Raw genomic sequence first — 15,973 nt, forward strand, 5'->3', positions numbered from 1 at the left:
CTTATACCCTCCAAATGATGGAAAACCGATCCCTGTTTGCCGTTCTGAGTTTGTGCTTCGCCCTGTCAGCCTGTGGTGCAAAAAGCGGCGCCTCTGTAACTGCTTCCAAGGCTGAAGCTTCTTCTCCATGGCCGCCTACGGATTCTACCTTGTCCGGGATGCCCATCTACGAGTCCTTCAGCCAGCTAGCCCCTATTTTTCAATATGAGAACGACACCACCTACGTCATCAACTTTTGGGCTACCTGGTGCAAGCCTTGTGTGGAGGAACTGCCTTACTTCATTGAGCAGAGCAAAGCCCTGCAGGGCGAGCCCGTGCGCTTCATTTTGGTAAGCCTGGATTTCCCCAATCAAGTTTCCTCTCGCTTGTTGCCCTTCGTAGAGGAGCGAAGTATACAGCCACTCGTGGCGGTACTATTGGATGGCAAATACAACGATTGGATCGACCAGGTATCTCCAGAGTGGGGCGGCGCAATCCCCGCTACGCTTATTTATAAAGGAGGGCAGCGCCATTTCCTGGGGCAGGCGGTGCACAGCAGGGAAGAGCTGCAGGAAGCCATTGGAACGGTCTATCGGCCTTAGGGGCATCAGCCTTCAATACCTTCGTATTTATCAACAACCAATACCATAATCCAACTGCTTATGAAATTCCGACATCTCATTCCGGCCGCAGCCCTCGCTTTGGCCATGGCCGCCTGTGGCAGCCCTGCCTCTGAGGCTGAAGGCACCGCTGCAGCATCCGCCCCTGCAACCGAAGAAGCGAAGGCGCCGGCAAAAACCGTAGCCCAGCGCGCTGAAGGGGTAGCCATCGGTGAGCCTGCCCCCAACTTTAACCTTAAGGGGACAGATGGCAACAGCTATAGCCTCGATAACATCATGGATGGCAATGGAGAAAAGCCCAAGGGCTATATCGTGATTTTCACCTGCAATACCTGCCCCTACGCTGTAGCGAGCGAGCAGCGCATCATCGACCTGCACAACAAGTATGCTCCACAGGGCTATCCCGTGGTGGCTATTCAGCCCAATGACCCTGCTGCACAGCCTGGCGACAGCTTTGAGGCGATGCAAGAAAGGGCAAAGGAAATGGGCTACCCCTTCCTCTACCTCTTCGATGAAGGGCAGAAAGTCTACCCTGCTTACGGGGCTACCCGGACGCCTGAGGTGTTCCTGCTCGATGCGGATAAGTACGTGAAGTACCACGGTGCTATCGATGACAGCGTGCGGGATGCAGAAGCCGTAGAAGAGAAATTCTTGGAAAATGCGATCGAAGCCCTGCAGAACGGGCAAACCCCTGCGCCGGTAGAGACCAAAGCAGTCGGCTGTTCTATCAAGACGGTATAATCTGGCTTTAAGGCGCAAGCCCTGCCAGGAAAGCCGGTTGTTGTGCCTTTTGTGCAGCAGCCGGCTTTCTTATGCCCGCCCGTCAAATAGTGATTTGCGGAATTGTTCAGGGGTAGCCGATTCGTACTTTTTGAAAAAACGGCAGAAGTAGGCGGTATCCTTGAAGTTGAGGTCGTGCCCGATCTCCCCCACCGTCTTGCTCTCGTGGGCGAGCATCCGCTTTGCTTCGAGCATAACGCGGTAGCGGATGAGCTGCCCGGCCGACTGCCCGGTCTTTTCCCGGCAAATGGCGTTGAGGTAGTTGGGGGTGACGTGCAAAAGCTGTGCATAATCTTTGACCATCCGCTTTTCGTGGTAGTGGCGGTCTACCAATTGCTCAAACTGCTGAAGCAAGTTGCGCGGAGCCGCTTCCTGCTGCCCGGCGTATTTTTCCGGGTAGGCCTGTTGTGCACGGATGAGGAGGATGTTGAGGTAGGAGCGCAGCATGCTCAACATGCCTGGCCGGCTAGCTTCGTATACCCCGAGCATTTGCTCAAAAAGCGCTACCATAGGCGCGTGCTGATCTGGGCACAGGTCTACGTAGGGCTGCTCGTAACTGGAGCTGAAAAAGGGGAAGTCAAATAGCTTGTTGAGGTTGTACCGTTGGGTGAAGAAGTCAGCGGTGAAAAAAAGCACGTACCCCTTTAGCCCCTGGTCCTCTTCCCATGCGTGTATCATGCCGGGGGACATCAGGAAAAAGCGCTGCGGCCTTACCTCGTACGACTCAAAGTCGATTAGCTGCCTACCTTGCCCCTTGGTGACAAGCAGCAGCATATAGTAATTGTGGCGGTGGGGAAAGGCAAAGCCGTGGGTCTGTGCCATAAAGTCTTCATGCCTGACCAGGTCGAAATGTTTGCCGGCGCGCGCGAAGGCATTACACCGCAACTCTTCTATATTGTAGCTTTTCGGTTCCAATCTGCTTATGGCTTTTACGATGACCGGGCGGATGCCCACAGGTTGGAAATGATACAAAAAAAGCTGCCAGTATGTTGACTGGCAGCCTGCAGTTATCAGGAAATTGCTGATGTTGAAATCGGTGATCGAACCTTATGCCTTGCCTGACACTGTCTATACGCAGATGGTTATGAAAAAAATAATCGGGCGCAAACCAGGTTGCCGTTTTTTTTGGGGCCTGCCCCTGCCCGAGGGCAGGTGCCGCTATGCTACGGGGCTCGCTATCCGCTCGGCCCTGTCGGGCTTGTCACCCCTTCGCAGCGCTAGGCCAATGCCAGGCTAAACCCCGAAGAGCATAGATGCCTGCGACATTTGGGTTCATGCCCAAATGATCGCGCGTTAGTGAGCCCCCTGCCTTTCTACAGGGTGGTGTTGAGGCACGTAATCTTCTATAGCTCCCTTCGTACTGTAGTCATATGCCCAGCGGTGTACTTCCGGGATAGGGCCTTCCCAGTTGCCGTGGCCGGGAGTGATGGGCGTCGTCCATTCCAGCGTATTGGCTTTCCAGGGGTTGAGGCTTGTTACCTTCCGGCCTTTCCAGATGCTGAAGAAGAAGTTGAGGATGAATAGGACCTGCAGCCCAAAAGTGATGATGGTGGCTATCGTAATGAGCTGGTTGATGGAGTCAAATTGGCCAAATGCCTGGAAAGAGTCAAACCGGTAGTAGCGGCGGGGCACCCCGGCCATCCCCAGATAGTGCATGGGCCAAAAAATGATGTAAGCGCCGATCATGGTGCCCCAGAAGTGGATCTTGCCCAGCGTCTCGTTCATGAACCGGCCAAACATTTTTGGGAACCAGTGGTAGACGCCAGCGAAGGTGCCAAAGAATGCGGCTACCCCCATGATGATGTGGAAGTGAGCGACCACAAAGTAGGTGTCGTGCAGCTGTATGTCTATGGCAGAGTTGCCCAGGAAAATGCCCGTCAGCCCGCCGGAGATGAACATGGATACAAACCCGATGGAGAAAAGCATGGGCGTGGTGAAGCTGATTTTCCCCTGGAAGAGGGTCGCGATCCAGTTGAACACTTTCACGGCCGAGGGCACGGCGATGATAAGGGTGGCCACAACAAAAAAGTTGCCAATAAATGGGTTCATGCCTGACATGAACATGTGGTGGGCCCAAACGAGAAATGACAAAAAGCCAATAGACATTATGGAGTACACCATGGCTTTATACCCAAAAATGGGCTTACGGGAATGCACAGCCAGCACTTCAGAGACGATGCCCATGGCAGGAAGTATGACGATGTAGACCTCTGGGTGCCCCAAAAACCAGAACAGGTGCTGATATAGAATGGCACTGCCCCCAATATGGTCTAGCGGCTGCCCGCCAATGAATATCTCGCTCAGGAAAAAGCTCGTGCCCATACTGCGGTCGAAGGTCAGTAAGGCCAACGCTGCCAGTAGGACCGGAAAAGATAGCAGCCCGATGATAGCGGTCACGAAAAAAGACCAGGTGGTCAGCGGCATACGCCACAGGCTCATGCCCTTAGTGCGCATGTTGAGGATAGTCGCTATATAATTGATACCGCCCAACAGCACGGAGGCGATGAAAAGCATAATGCTCACAATCCAGAGGGTCATGCCTGCGCCTGAGCCGCTCATGGCCTGCGGCAGTGCGCTCAGGGGAGGGTAGTGGGTCCAGCCGCCTCCAAAACCGCCAGTGCTCACAAAAAGGGAAGCGCCCATAACCAAAGTGGAGAGCAGGAAGAGCCAATAGGAGAGCATATTCATAAAAGGCGATGCCATATCTCTTGCCCCTACCTGCAAAGGGATGAGCAGGTTGCTGAATGTACCGCTCAGGCTGCCCGTCAGAACGAAAAAAATCATAATGGTGCCGTGCAGCGTCACCATGGCATAGTAAAAGTCTGGTGCGATAGACCCTATACCGTCGCTGTTGACGATAATCCATTTCCCCAAGATGGGGCGCAGCCAAGCGTAATCCTCCTCGGGGAAGCCCAGCTGCAACCGGAAAATGACTGACATCAGTGCTCCGATGACTGCCCAGACAATGCCCGTGATGAGGTACTGCCTGGCGATCATCTTGTGGTCTTGGCTGAAAATATATTTGGTGATGAAGGTGCTTTGGTACTTATCACCGCTGTGTTCGTGTGCATCAGGTGCTGCCGCCAGCCCGGCAGCAGGCGGGTTGTGGGTTTGTGGATCCATGGCTTTTGCGATTGGTCTTGGTTGTTGCGATAGTAAAGCACTGTAAAGGAGTGCTTTCAATTGAATTGAAATACGAACATATTTCAATTGTTTGATGCAAATTAAACCAATCTCAACAGGTTGTGCTTTGCCCTTTTCCGGTAAGGTATTGCACTTTTTAGAAGCAGGCCTGGAAAACCGCCGGGCAAAACTTACCGTTCATCTGCGCCCGGCAGCAGAATTGCAGGCAGCTGATGTGCTGCGTAGAGCTTGTTGAAAGCTTGGGCTTGCTGTTGTAGAATGACTTCCTTTTCCGTTGCGTAGGTAGACCAGGCTTCCTCCAGATCTAGCAGCCGCTGCTGAGCGCCAAGCGTAACGGAGGGGGCAGGGGTGTCGAACCTTCCCTTTAGGTTCATCAGCTCAGCAGCCAAGCGGTTGGGGTAGTTGATGACGTCTTGAAAGGTCTCTTGCCTGGGCTGTACAATATTGGTCTCCCAGGTAGTGAGCTCAAGCAGGAGGGCTTCTCCCGTGGCGATCAGCTCCTCAGGCCCCTTCGCCGACTTCAGGTTTTCCAGTATGCGTTTGAGCTGCCCGGCTACGCCGCGCACCTCCGCTACTGCTTCTTGGGTTTCTAGGGCCAGCGCAGTGGCCCTTTTCAGAAAAGCCTGCTGCTTTTCGTAATCCCCATAACTGGCGTTCAGACGGGGGTCGGTCACGATTTCTGCCCCGGCTGTCAGTACGCCATAGGGGGTAGTCAGGGTCAGCGTATAGCTGCCCGGGGCTGCAAGGTAGCCGGCATAGTTGCCTAGGATGAAGGCATCAGGCACCCCAGGCAGGGGCTCGTGCCTCAGGTCCCAATAAAAAATATTCAGCCCCTTGTTGGCAGTCAGCGAAGCCTTTGGAGGAGGGCCGCCAGGGTAGGGTTTGGCAGCCGTTTTTTGATTGCTGTAAGACCGGACGAGCTGGCCTTTATCATCTCGGATTTCAAGGGTCAGTTTGGCACTGTCTAGGTTGTCGGGCAGGAAGTAGCCAATTTGCATACCATTGGCTGGGTTTTGCCCCAAGCCGGGTATAGCCTTGCCAGAGGAGGCAGCCAAGTATCGTACCGTAGGCGCGGGATCAAACAGAAAAGCCTGCTGCTGGCTCTGGGTATCGAGCTGGCGCAGGGGCTCCAGCCCATCGAGTATCCAAATAGACCGGCCCGAGGTAGCCGCTATGAGGTCGCTGCCCTTCACGGCCAGGTCAGTAATTGGGCAGCGTGGGAGGTTGAGCTGAAAAGGCAGCCAACGTTGGCCACGGTCAAAAGAAAGATAGAGCCCTTGCTCCGTGCCTGCATACAACAGCCCTTCCCGCACAGGGTCCTCCCTTACGGTGCGTACAAAGTCCTCCCCCCTTATACCGGTGGTAATCCGGGACCAAGTCTTCCCATAGTCCTCCGTGACATAAGCCAAGGGCTCGAAATCGTCGAATTTGTAGCGGGTCACGGCAAGGAAGGCGCTACCTGGCCGGTGGGGCGAAGGCTCGATACAATTGATGAGGGCCTCCTGTTCTTTGAAAGCAGGAGGGGTGACTTCCTGCCAGGTCGCCCCGCCGTCTTGGCTGAGGTGCACGAGCCCGTCGTCGGCCCCAGCCCAGATGACCCCTTGCTCCCGGGGTGAGGCCGCTAAGTAGCTCAGGGTATGATAGGCTTCCCCTCCGGCCCCTTCGTTGGTATAAGGTATACCGCCCGGCCCTTGCTGTTTGGTGTTGTTGCGGGTAAGGTCGGGGCTGATTTCTTCCCAAGATACCCCGCCGTCCTCGCTGCGCAATACTTTGTTCGCCCCATGGTAAAGCACGCCGGGCTCCCATAAAGGCATAATCAAAGGGGCGTTCCAATTGAAGCGGTAGCGGGCTTCCCGGGGCGATTGGGCCAGCCCGAGCACAGGGTAGGCCATGATGTCCGTCTCCTGCCCAGTCTGATGGTCATAAACGGAGAGGTTGCCCAGGTAGCTGCCGCCGTATACTAGGCCTGGCTTGTTGGGGTCAAGCGCAATAAACGCGCTTTCGCCTCCAGCTACAGGATACCAGTCTTTACTGCTGATGCCCGCCCCCTGTGTCCGGCTTGGTATCGAGAGGGTGCTGTTGTCCTGTTGCCCGGCATAGATGCGGTACGGGAACTGATTGTCTAAGGCCAGGCGGTACAGCTGAGCGGTGGGCTGATTATCCTGAGCAGACCAGCTTATGCCCCCGTTGTAAGAGAGGGTGGCTCCGCCATCATTGGCCAAGGCGAGGATATGGGGCTGCTCCGGGTTGACCCAAAGGGCATGCTGATCGGTATGAGGGTTGGGGATGGGCGTCAGTGTTTTGCCCCCATCCGTCGATTTGAGCAAAGGCGCGTTGAGCACGTACACCGTCTCGGGGTCGGCAGGGTCGGCTACTATTTCTGTGTAGTACCAAGCCCGGGCGATGCCCACCCGGTCGCTATTGATTAGGGTCCAAGATTCGCCCTGATCGTCGGAGCGGTAGAGCCCGCCTTTCTCTGCCTCAATGATGGCATACACCCGTGCCGGATCAGCAGGAGAAACGGCAATACCGGTTTTGCCCATGGCTGTAGGCAGCCCATTGTCGAGGACTTCCCAGTTGAGGCCCCCATCGGTAGAGCGGTAAAGCCCGGAGCCCGGCCCTCCACTACGTATTTGCCAGGGGCTGCGCTGATGATCCCAAAGCCCAGCGTACAAGATACGTGGGTTGTGCCGGTCCAGGCTCAGGCTGGAAGCCCCGGTGGTCTCATTGACGAAGAGGGTCTGCTGCCAGGTAAGCCCCCCATTTGCAGAGTAGTAGATGCCCCGCATTTCCGAGGGCCCGTGCACTGCTCCTTGCACCGCTACCCACACCTGGTCTGGATTTTGGGGGTGGATTTGAATATCTGCAATATGCCGAGAGCCTTTTAGCCCCAGGTGCTGCCAGGTTTTGCCCCCATCGTCAGACCGGTACACACCGTCACCAGCGCTTGTCATTACGCCCCGCACGGGGTGTTCGCCAGTGCCTGCATAAATGATGTTTGGGTCAGAAGGGGCGACAGCGATAGCCCCGATAGAGCCCCGGTTAAGGAACCCGTCGGATATATTGTTCCAGGTTATACCGCCATCTCTGGTTTCCCAGATCCCGCCCCCGGTTGTGCCCATATAAAAATGATAAGGAGCTCCCGGTATGCCGGCAATTGCTACACAACGGCCGCCGCGGTGGGGGCCGATATTGCGCCAGGACAATCCCTCTAGCAGGCCATCCTCAACGAAAGTGCCTGGCTGTGCGGAAAGGCAAGGGGCCAGGAGCAAGAGTGCTGCCCATAACATAAGCTGTTTCTTCATACCTGTAGATTGGAGGTTGAACAATCCTTGGGGGGTATGGGCGAGCTGTTTTGCGTGTAGTCTTCTCACCGTATTTAGGTTTTCTGGCTGATGCAGAGCCTGCCCGCCCAGCCATCGTTGGGCTGAATGGGGCTGTCAGCAGAAGCATAGCCTGTGTTGTTCGGGGCATGGCGAGGAAGGAGAAGGCTCCGTTTGGCAGCCATGCCAGTATGTTTGTTTGAATAGGGCCCGGAGGGTCGGGGGCCATTAAGCGTCTTATTATGCTTACGGGGGGTTAGCGGTTTAAAGATACAATAATGGCCGGATTATTTCACTGCCGGAGCCCAAATTGTAAAACCAATTGGTTATCAGGGGTGTAGCATGGGTGATGGGTTGGCAGCCTACAGGACACCAAGTTGCTGTAGGTCTTCGGCCAATAGGCTGGGGGAATGGAAGTGGTGGCTCTTCAGCCCTAAGCGCCTGCCTGCCTCCACGTTCCGAAGGTTGTCATCGATGAAAAAAGCCCGAGCGGGGTCTATTTCGTAGCGCCGGAACAAGAGCTGGTAAAAAGCAGGGTCTGGCTTCCTGAGCTTCTCTTGGCCAGATACGAGGATGCCCTCAAAATAGCTGAGGAAGTCATAGCGGTCGAGGGCTACCGGCCAAGTCTCATGGCTCCAGTTTGTCAGCGCCAACAGCCGGAAAGTGTGCTGCCGTGCAAGTTGGTCTAGCAGGCGTACCGTGCCTTCTATTGGGCCGTTCAGCATTTCCTCCCAACGCCCGTAAAATGCCTGAATGGCTTCTGCATATTCAGGGAATGCAGCAACTTTTTCTGCAGTAGCTCTGGCAGTCGGATAGCCAGCATCCTGCTGCTCGTTCCAGTCTGGCGTACAGATGTGTGCTAAGAAGTACTCCATTTCGGAGGCATCCGCAAACAACTTCCGATATAGGTAGCGGGGGTCCCAGTCTATCAGGACGCCCCCGAGGTCAAATATAATGGTATTGATATCGCTCATGTCGTTGTCTGGTTTTCGAGAGGTATAGTGACCCGGAAGGTGGTCCCTTCTCCGGGAGAAGTGGTAAACGAAATGTCGCCCCCTGCAGCTTGTACCATGTTTTGGCACATGGCCAGCCCCAGCCCCATGCCAGAGGATTTGGTCGTGAAGTTGGGCTGGAACACCTTGGCCTGAATTTCTTCAGGTATGCCGGCGCCGTTGTCTGATACTGCGATAACGGCTTGGCCTGCTGTTGTTTCCAAGCGTAGTACAATAAGGCCATCCCTATCATCGGGGATAGCCTGCAGCGCATTCTTAATGAGGTTGTTCAAGACGCGCTGCAAGTGGCCACGGTCTGCGAAAACGGGCGTTGCGCGTTCGGGGATGATCAGCTCCATGCGGGCTTCTGGCGCTTCGTGCTCATGGTAAAGCTGAAAAGCCCGCGCTGCGAGCTCGTTGAGGTCAAAATGCTCGGGCTGGGCTTGCGGCATTTTAGCGAAATTGGAAAATTCTGTGGCAATCCGTGCCAGCCCGTCGATTTGCTCAATGAGGGTCTCAGCTACCCGGCCGATCAAGGCGGCTGCCCGTTCCGGGTCTGCTTTTTGCGCATGTTGAAGGTATTGGATGCTGAGTTTCATGGGGGTCAACGGGTTTTTGATTTCATGGGCAACCTGCTTGGCCATTTCTCGCCAAGCCCCTTCCCGTTCTGATTTTTTGAGCCGTTCGGCACTTTCTTCCAATTGGCGGCTCATGGTGTTGTAGGCGGCTACCAACCGGCCGATCTCATCATTTTTGTCCCATTCGAGTGGCTCGTGGGCGCCGAGCCTGAAGCTCCTCAGCTTTTCCCCAATTCGGTTGAGCGGGCTGGTAATAGAATTGGCGACCAGTATTGCTAGGGCACCGGCAATCAGCAGCAGGAAGACATACAGGTTCAGCAGATTGCTGAGGAAATCTAGTACACTGCGCTGCAAATTGCGTGTGGCAGCGGCAAAAGGCACCTGCAAAAAGTAGTCGAGCTGTGCCCCCTGTTGCCGTATGGGGACGTATGCTGCCAAAAAGGCAATTGGCCCCGCTTGTTCGCTCAGGACAGCCGGTTTGAAACCCTGCAGCCGGAACGCTTCGAGGGCTTGAGGGTTGAGCAGTGGGCTTTGCAGGCCTTCTTCCAAAAGGGAAGGGTTGGCTGTTGCCAGCATGTGGCCGCTTGGCGCAAAGGTGCTCAGGTCTGACTGATGCACATCGGCAAACTTTTGCAGCACCTGCCCATCGCGCAAGTCAGCACCTGATGCTTGGAGGTCCCGCAGCAAAACGTCTACCTTGTTGAGGAGCTGTTCCTGTTGGTATTCAAGGGAGGATTGTTGGAGAGAGGCGACGGTCACCGCTGCGATCAGCAGGAAGGCCAGTAAGATGAGCCCTATGACAGCCAGTTGTATCCGGTGCCGGAGGGAAGGGGCGCCCAGCAGCAGGCTGCTCGGGGTTGCGGGCAGCCATTCCACGATTTGCCCTGCTCCAAAAAGGAGAAGGGACAGCAGTGTGAGCAGCGCAAACAGATAAGAGAATAACGATAGCGGCTTGAGGTAACCGCCCAAGTTTTCTCCTACTACTACCCGGTAGCCTCGGGCGGCATGGAAATAAAGGTTGGCCCGCTGACTGCTTATGGTCTCCCGGGTTTGCCCGGGCTCTGCCCAAAGCTCTTGCTCCAGCCAGGGTTTCAGGAAGTATCCCCGTTGGGCAATCAGGGTAGGGCCCAGGTAGATGCTCAGCGGGTAGTCATTGGCCATGGCGGGGGCCGAGGGGATCAATGAGCGGAGCACCCGCCTTTCCTGCTGCAGCCGTGGCCGGAAGGCCAGTAGTGTATCGGTGCCGGCCAGCTTCAGCCCATAGGTGAAGTATTGGCTATTGGCGGGCAGTATGCCCTTTGGGCCAGGGTGGGGGGGCTCCCCCCAGATCAGGGCTTGCTCCTGTCCAGAAAGCAGGCGTGGGCTGTAGTTTTTGCTGAGGTAGGAAAAATGGCTTAGGGTGTTTTCTTCCCAAGTGTGATGCTCCAGGGTGTCCTGTAGCCGGGCGAGGCTTTGTTCGGCTAAGCTATCTATGGGGCTTGCAATGGCACGGGCAAAGGCTGCCCTTTCCTGGCTCCCTCTGTCCAGCCCTGCTTTGAACAGCAGCCCTGCTGCGTAAGCCGACAGGAGGGCGAGCCACAGGATGAGCCAGGCGGGGCTTCCGGCATCAAGCTCTGCAAAAAGGTCGATGAGTGCAATGAAAGCAGTACAGATGAGCAGGCTGGTCAGTAGCCCCAGCCCTGGGAATAGCCAGGCAAAAGGCGCACTCAGTGCAATGGCACCGATGAGTGATGACAGCCGGGCGTTGCGCCCCAGCTGCATCCGGTGTACGCCCCTTACGGCCCAAAGGCTGTAGAGCAGTAGCGCGATCAGCAGCAAAGCCATACTGCCCAGGGCGGTGAGTTCGAGCGGGCTCAAGCTCATGACGTTATTGAAATCGAAGGGCAGGGCGGTGCTGTGGAGGAGCAGCCGGAAAAGGCCGCCAAGGAATAGCAGGCCAATAGCAATGCTCAGGTAGAGCCCGGTGCTGCCCATGAGGCGTACGGTATGGCTTGTTGGGAGGTGCAGCCCATCCGGGGCCAGCCGCTGTGCCAGGCTGAGCCACCATAAAGCGAGTATAGCAAGCAACGGCAGGTGGGCCAGCCGGCCGGGCCCCAGGGGCGTATTGAGTAGGCCGTGCACAAAAGGCAGGCTAGGCAAGTTGTTGGCTACGGGCAGCAGATAGAAGGCTGCTGTCCCTGCAAGCACAGCGGGGGCAAAGCATGTGGCCCATTTTGACCGCTTCAGCCATAGGGCGGTTTGGTCTGCCCAGATGAACAACCACAACCCGCTTAGCAGGCTGAGCGCCACTATCCAACGCTGCCAGTCTGGAGGAAGGGGGGAGGAAGGGGAGAGGTAGGCAAGGGGTTCTCCATTCGCGCCTTGTAGGGCAAATGGGGTGGGTACGGCTGAATAATGGGCGTAACCGGGCAAGGGGAAGGCCAGGGCGTGAACGTCCTGCCCTTCCGCTCGGGCGAGCCAATATTGGGGCGGCGCGTGGGCAGGGGATATGATCTTTTCTGTAGCGCCCGGCGATAGCGGCCAAGGCACTGCTGCCGACCACTCAGCGAGGTGGCCATCTTGGAAAACAAAACGCAGGCTATTGGCCGGGGCTTGCCCTGCCGGCTGTGCCAGCCAGGGTGTTGCGGCCTGCTGATGATGGCGTATCAGCTGCTGTAGGTGCCGGGAGGCTATTTCCGGTGCATTGAGCTGCTGTGCCCATGCCAATAGCGCAAATAGTGCTACCCCCAAGAACAAGCCCAGCCCTCTGAGGGGCACTTCTCTTCCACGGTATGTCAGCTTGTGGTCCAATGGTTTATTTAGCTTGCGTGTGGCGGGGGGCGCTTAATGGCCATGCAATCTAAACAAAGAAACACGCTTCACAAAGCCGTAGGGCTGGCAAGGCAGGGCAATCGGGAGATTGCTGCTGAGCAGAGGCGCTCTGTCAGGTGGTGGTGCTCAAGCCCCAACCGCTTTCGGTAAGAGGTGCGATGTGGCCACCTTTCCGCCCAGCGGGGGCTTTAGCAGCTGGTCTTTGGGCTTGCTCGGGGCTGTGCCTTCTCTTTTGGCACCATGCAACATAGTGTCAAGATGTGGGCTTGCCCCGACGCGCAAGCTGTGTTGGCCTAAGAGCGTGTTGGGACTTTAAGTTTGAGGCGAACGTAGCACAAAATTCGGCAAGTGCAGACCAAATTTTAAACTCCCAACACGCTCTCTGAGCCCTCAAGATGGCATTGGCCTAGCGATGTGGAGGGGTGTCAAGCCCGTGAGGGCCGAGCGATGAGCGAGCCCCGGAACGTAGCGCCCCGCGCCCTTAGGCGGGGGGAGGCCCCAAAAGTGCCAAGCTGCCAAGCTGGCGGATGCGGTTTACTTGAGGTTGGCCTGCAAAAAAGCTAGCGCAGCCTGGTTGGCTTCCCGGGCAGCTTGTTGTACATAGCGTGGGCTGCTGGGGTTGGCAAAAGCATGGTCTGCATCGTACAACTGTAGTTGCATCGTTTTGCCGGTTTCGCGGGCGAGGCTTTCGAAAGAACGGGCGACTTCAGGGGTGATCCACTCATCCTGACGGGCAAAGATGCCCAAGATGGGGGCTTGTAACGGTTCGATCGCCTCTGCTTCTGTGACGGGCATGCCGTAGTACATGACGCAAGCTTCCCCGCGGGCTTCAGCCATGATAGCTGCTTTTAGGGACCAACCTCCGCCGAAGCACCATCCGATGGTGGCAATGCGGGCATCGGGGCCAGCCTGGTCGAGTGCCCCCTGTATGATAGCCCGGGCCCGCTCTTCGCTGACGCCCTGCATCAGTTCGCCGGCTTTTTCCCGGGTATCAGCTACCTGGCCATCGTAGAGATCGAGGGCAAGGACATTGACCCCTTCCAAGTCGTCGAAAAAGCGCTCTGCTTCCTGTTTGATGTGGCCGTTGAGCCCCCACCACTCGTGTATGACGAGGAGGTATTTGTTGGAGGCTTTCTCTGGCATGAGCGCATAGGCCCTGCCGTCTTGCCCGTCTGGAGCCGGGAAAGCTATCATTTGCCCTTCATGGGAAGGGGCTGCTTTGCCCGGCATTTCGTGCGCCTCCTGAAACTGCTTGTCGCCGGCAAACTGTTCTATCCCGGTGGTGTCGGCTGAGCTTTGGCTTTTATCGGCTGCCTGGCCGCCGCTTTGGCAGGCTACGAGGCTGAGCAGCCCCAAGAAGGCAAGGGGTAAGGTCCATTTAAGCATATGGCTAAGGGTTTTTATGATTTTCAGTTTAGTTGCACTTATGGAAGAGCGGGATCAGGGGTAATGTTCTGGCTATGAGCGGATTTTTCCTTGTGGCAAGTTATTTATGAGGGATTGGGGCCGAGGCGTGGCAGGCTTCCCAAACGTTGTTTACCTTTAAGCCCGGAAATAACCAGATAACAACCATGACTAACGACGTAACGCAGCCCGTGCTACAATTTGACCGTCAGGGGCTGGACGATGAAACGCTCCTGCTGTTGTACGAACGCCTTTTGCTGCCCCGCCTGATCGAGGAGAAAATGCTGATCCTGCTGCGGCAGGGCAAAATCAGCAAGTGGTTTTCCGGCATTGGGCAGGAGGCGATCTCTGTGGGGGCTGCATCTGCCCTGCATCCTGATGAGCTGTTGTTTACCATGCACCGCAACCTGGGCGTATTCACTACTCGGGAAATACCGCTTTACCGCCTGTTCGCCCAATGGCAGGGCAAGGCCGCCGGTTTTACGAAAGGGCGCGACCGCTCCTTCCATTTTGGCACTATGGATTACCATATCGTAGGCATGATTTCTCACCTTGGGCCACAGCTCTCGCTGGCCGCCGGTGTAGGGCTGGCGCACAAACTGAGCGGTGAGGGCAAAGTCGCTCTGGCATTTACCGGAGAAGGGGGGACGAGCCAAGGCGAGTTTCATGAAGCCCTGAATACGGCAGCTGTATGGCAGCTGCCCGTTATTTTCATCATCGAGAACAATGGCTATGGGCTGTCTACCCCTACACAGGAGCAGTACCGTTGCGAAGACCTGGCCGACCGGGCTAAGGGCTACGGCATGCGCTCGGTCATCATCGATGGCAACAACATCCTGGAGGTATACCGTACCCTTTCAACTTTGGCCGAGGAGCTGCGCAGCAGCCCTGAGCCTGTTTTGGTAGAATGCAAGACGTTCCGGATGAGGGGCCACGAGGAGGCTTCCGGCACCAAGTATGTGCCAAAATCCCTGATGGAGGAGTGGGCACAACGCGACCCGCTAGAGAATTTCGAGCGCTACTTGCTGCGGGAGGGCCTCCTTTCAGAAGACAAGGTTTCTGCTTTGCGCAAAGCCATGAAGAAAGACATCAACCAAGGGCTGGAAGAAGCCTATGCCCTGCCGCCGCTTGACGTGAGCCTGGAGCAGGAGCTGAGCGATGTGTATGCCCCCTTCGAACAGGAAGCCAAGCCCCCTTCTGGCCCAACGGTAGAGCTGCGTTTTGTAGACGCGGTGTCCAAAGGGCTGGAAATGGCTATGGAGGCCCACCCCAATCTGGTACTGATGGGGCAGGATATCGCAGACTATGGAGGCGTATTTAAAATAACAGATGGGTTCACCGCCAAGTTTGGCAGCAGCCGCGTCCGCAACACGCCCCTTTGCGAAAGCGCCATCATTGGCATTGGCCTGGGCTTGAGCCTGAAGGGGTACAAAGCTATGGTGGAGATGCAGTTTGCGGACTTCGTGACCTGCGGCTTCAATCAGATTGTGAACAACCTGGCCAAGCTGCACTACCGTTGGGGGCAGCATGCTGATGTGGTCATCCGCATGCCGGCTGGCGGTGGCGTAGGGGCCGGGCCCTACCACTCACAGAGCAATGAAGCTTGGTTTTTCCATACCCCCGGGCTGAAGGTGCTCTACCCTTCCACCCCGGAAGATGCCAAAGGGCTACTGCTGGCCGCGTTTGAAGACCCCAACCCTATTTTGTTCTTTGAGCACAAGGGGCTGTACCGTAAGCTTTCAGGGGCAGTACCTGAGGGGTACTACACGGCTCCGATCGGCAAAGCCCGCCTGGCCCGTGAGGGTTCGGAGCTGTCTGTGATCACTTATGGCATGGGCGTGCACTGGGCTGCGGAAGCTTGCGAAGAGCTGGGTATAGATGCGGATATCGTTGATCTTCGCACCTTGCTCCCATTGGATTATGAAGCTGTGCTGGCCTCTGTACAGAAGACCAGCCGCGCCCTCATTCTGCATGAGGATACCCTGACCGGAGGCATTGGGGGCGAGCTGTCGGCCTATCTGGCGGAGCATGCCTTCCAATACCTGGACGCCCCTGTGGTCAGAGTGGGCGGGCTGGATACCCCTGTGCCTTTCTCGAGCGCGTTGGAAGCCCAGTTTATGCCTCAGCAGCGCCTGCGGGAGCAGCTGCAGCATTTAGCAGCTTATTAAGACGGTCTTGGGCGGGTAGGTTTGGGCCGGCCCAACGAGTGCTGCAGAGCACGGGTAATGCGCCCGGAGCCTAGGTTCCCATAAGGGGCAAAGGCTCCGGGCGTTTTTGTGTTTGGGCGATCCCCCTGTAAATCTGCCGGGCGCCAACCGAATGTCGTTTTTTTGGGCCTGCCC

The 15,973-nt window shown here is 56.5% G+C and carries 10 protein-coding genes; 3 read left to right on the forward strand and 7 right to left on the reverse strand.

Annotation, left to right across the window (positions count from 1 at the left end; all coding sequences use genetic code 11):
- Window positions 1-14 precede the first annotated feature (14 nt).
- Window positions 15-581, forward strand: a complete 567-nt coding sequence (locus tag FRY97_RS07490; protein ID WP_147166828.1) for a TlpA disulfide reductase family protein — start codon at window positions 15-17, stop codon at window positions 579-581.
- 60 nt (window positions 582-641) lie between these two features.
- Window positions 642-1,340: a thioredoxin family protein gene (locus FRY97_RS07495; protein WP_246141623.1), complete on the forward strand. Its 699-nt coding sequence runs from the start codon at window positions 642-644 to the stop codon at window positions 1,338-1,340.
- A gap of 69 nt (window positions 1,341-1,409) precedes the next feature.
- On the opposite strand, the gene FRY97_RS07500 is transcribed toward FRY97_RS07495, so the two are convergent.
- The 7 genes from FRY97_RS07500 to FRY97_RS07525 all read right to left on the reverse strand — a co-directional run bounded on the left by FRY97_RS07500 (window position 1,410) and on the right by FRY97_RS07525 (window position 13,613).
- The gene (locus FRY97_RS07500) at window positions 1,410-2,294 is read right to left on the reverse strand and encodes a helix-turn-helix domain-containing protein (protein ID WP_147166829.1); all 885 of its coding nucleotides are present in this window, start codon (window positions 2,292-2,294) and stop codon (window positions 1,410-1,412) included.
- A gap of 378 nt (window positions 2,295-2,672) precedes the next feature.
- On the reverse strand, window positions 2,673-4,502 hold the full coding sequence (locus FRY97_RS07505; RefSeq protein WP_147166830.1) for a cytochrome c oxidase subunit I: 1,830 nt from the start codon (window positions 4,500-4,502) through the stop codon (window positions 2,673-2,675).
- 191 nt (window positions 4,503-4,693) lie between these two features.
- The gene (locus FRY97_RS07510) at window positions 4,694-7,828 is read right to left on the reverse strand and encodes a WD40/YVTN/BNR-like repeat-containing protein (protein WP_147166894.1); all 3,135 of its coding nucleotides are present in this window, start codon (window positions 7,826-7,828) and stop codon (window positions 4,694-4,696) included.
- Between the two features lie 74 nt (window positions 7,829-7,902).
- On the reverse strand, window positions 7,903-8,031 hold the full coding sequence (locus tag FRY97_RS23195) for a hypothetical protein (RefSeq protein WP_262712229.1): 129 nt from the start codon (window positions 8,029-8,031) through the stop codon (window positions 7,903-7,905).
- A gap of 177 nt (window positions 8,032-8,208) precedes the next feature.
- Window positions 8,209-8,820, reverse strand: a complete 612-nt coding sequence (locus tag FRY97_RS07515; RefSeq protein WP_147166831.1) for an HAD family hydrolase — start codon at window positions 8,818-8,820, stop codon at window positions 8,209-8,211.
- Window positions 8,817-12,206: a sensor histidine kinase gene (locus FRY97_RS07520; protein ID WP_147166832.1), complete on the reverse strand. Its 3,390-nt coding sequence runs from the start codon at window positions 12,204-12,206 to the stop codon at window positions 8,817-8,819. Before FRY97_RS07520 ends, FRY97_RS07515 begins: the two co-directional genes overlap by 4 nt.
- A 555-nt stretch (window positions 12,207-12,761) precedes the next feature.
- The gene (locus FRY97_RS07525; protein ID WP_147166833.1) at window positions 12,762-13,613 is read right to left on the reverse strand and encodes a dienelactone hydrolase family protein; all 852 of its coding nucleotides are present in this window, start codon (window positions 13,611-13,613) and stop codon (window positions 12,762-12,764) included.
- Between the two features lie 185 nt (window positions 13,614-13,798).
- On the opposite strand from FRY97_RS07525, the gene FRY97_RS07530 reads away from it, so the two are divergent.
- On the forward strand, window positions 13,799-15,799 hold the full coding sequence (locus FRY97_RS07530) for an alpha-ketoacid dehydrogenase subunit alpha/beta (RefSeq protein ID WP_147166834.1): 2,001 nt from the start codon (window positions 13,799-13,801) through the stop codon (window positions 15,797-15,799).
- Window positions 15,800-15,973 lie beyond the last annotated feature (174 nt).

Origin of the sequence: Phaeodactylibacter luteus, from assembly GCF_007993045.1 — a bacterium.
Classification (GTDB): Bacteria; Bacteroidota; Bacteroidia; order Chitinophagales; family Saprospiraceae; genus Phaeodactylibacter; species Phaeodactylibacter luteus.

Excerpts from the sequence above, each read along its gene's own strand:
- FRY97_RS07490 (WP_147166828.1), top strand. The coding sequence starts at position 15 with ATGATGGAAAACCGATCCCTGTTTGCCGTTCTGAGTTTGTGCTTCGCC.
- FRY97_RS07495 (WP_246141623.1), top strand. The coding sequence starts at position 642 with ATGAAATTCCGACATCTCATTCCGGCCGCAGCCCTCGCTTTGGCCATG.
- FRY97_RS07505 (WP_147166830.1), bottom strand. The coding sequence starts at position 4,502 with ATGGATCCACAAACCCACAACCCGCCTGCTGCCGGGCTGGCGGCAGCA.
- FRY97_RS07510 (WP_147166894.1), bottom strand. The coding sequence starts at position 7,828 with ATGAAGAAACAGCTTATGTTATGGGCAGCACTCTTGCTCCTGGCCCCT.
- FRY97_RS23195 (WP_262712229.1), bottom strand. The coding sequence starts at position 8,031 with ATGGCTGCCAAACGGAGCCTTCTCCTTCCTCGCCATGCCCCGAACAAC.
- FRY97_RS07515 (WP_147166831.1), bottom strand. The coding sequence starts at position 8,820 with ATGAGCGATATCAATACCATTATATTTGACCTCGGGGGCGTCCTGATA.
- FRY97_RS07525 (WP_147166833.1), bottom strand. The coding sequence starts at position 13,613 with ATGCTTAAATGGACCTTACCCCTTGCCTTCTTGGGGCTGCTCAGCCTC.
- FRY97_RS07530 (WP_147166834.1), top strand. The coding sequence starts at position 13,799 with ATGACTAACGACGTAACGCAGCCCGTGCTACAATTTGACCGTCAGGGG.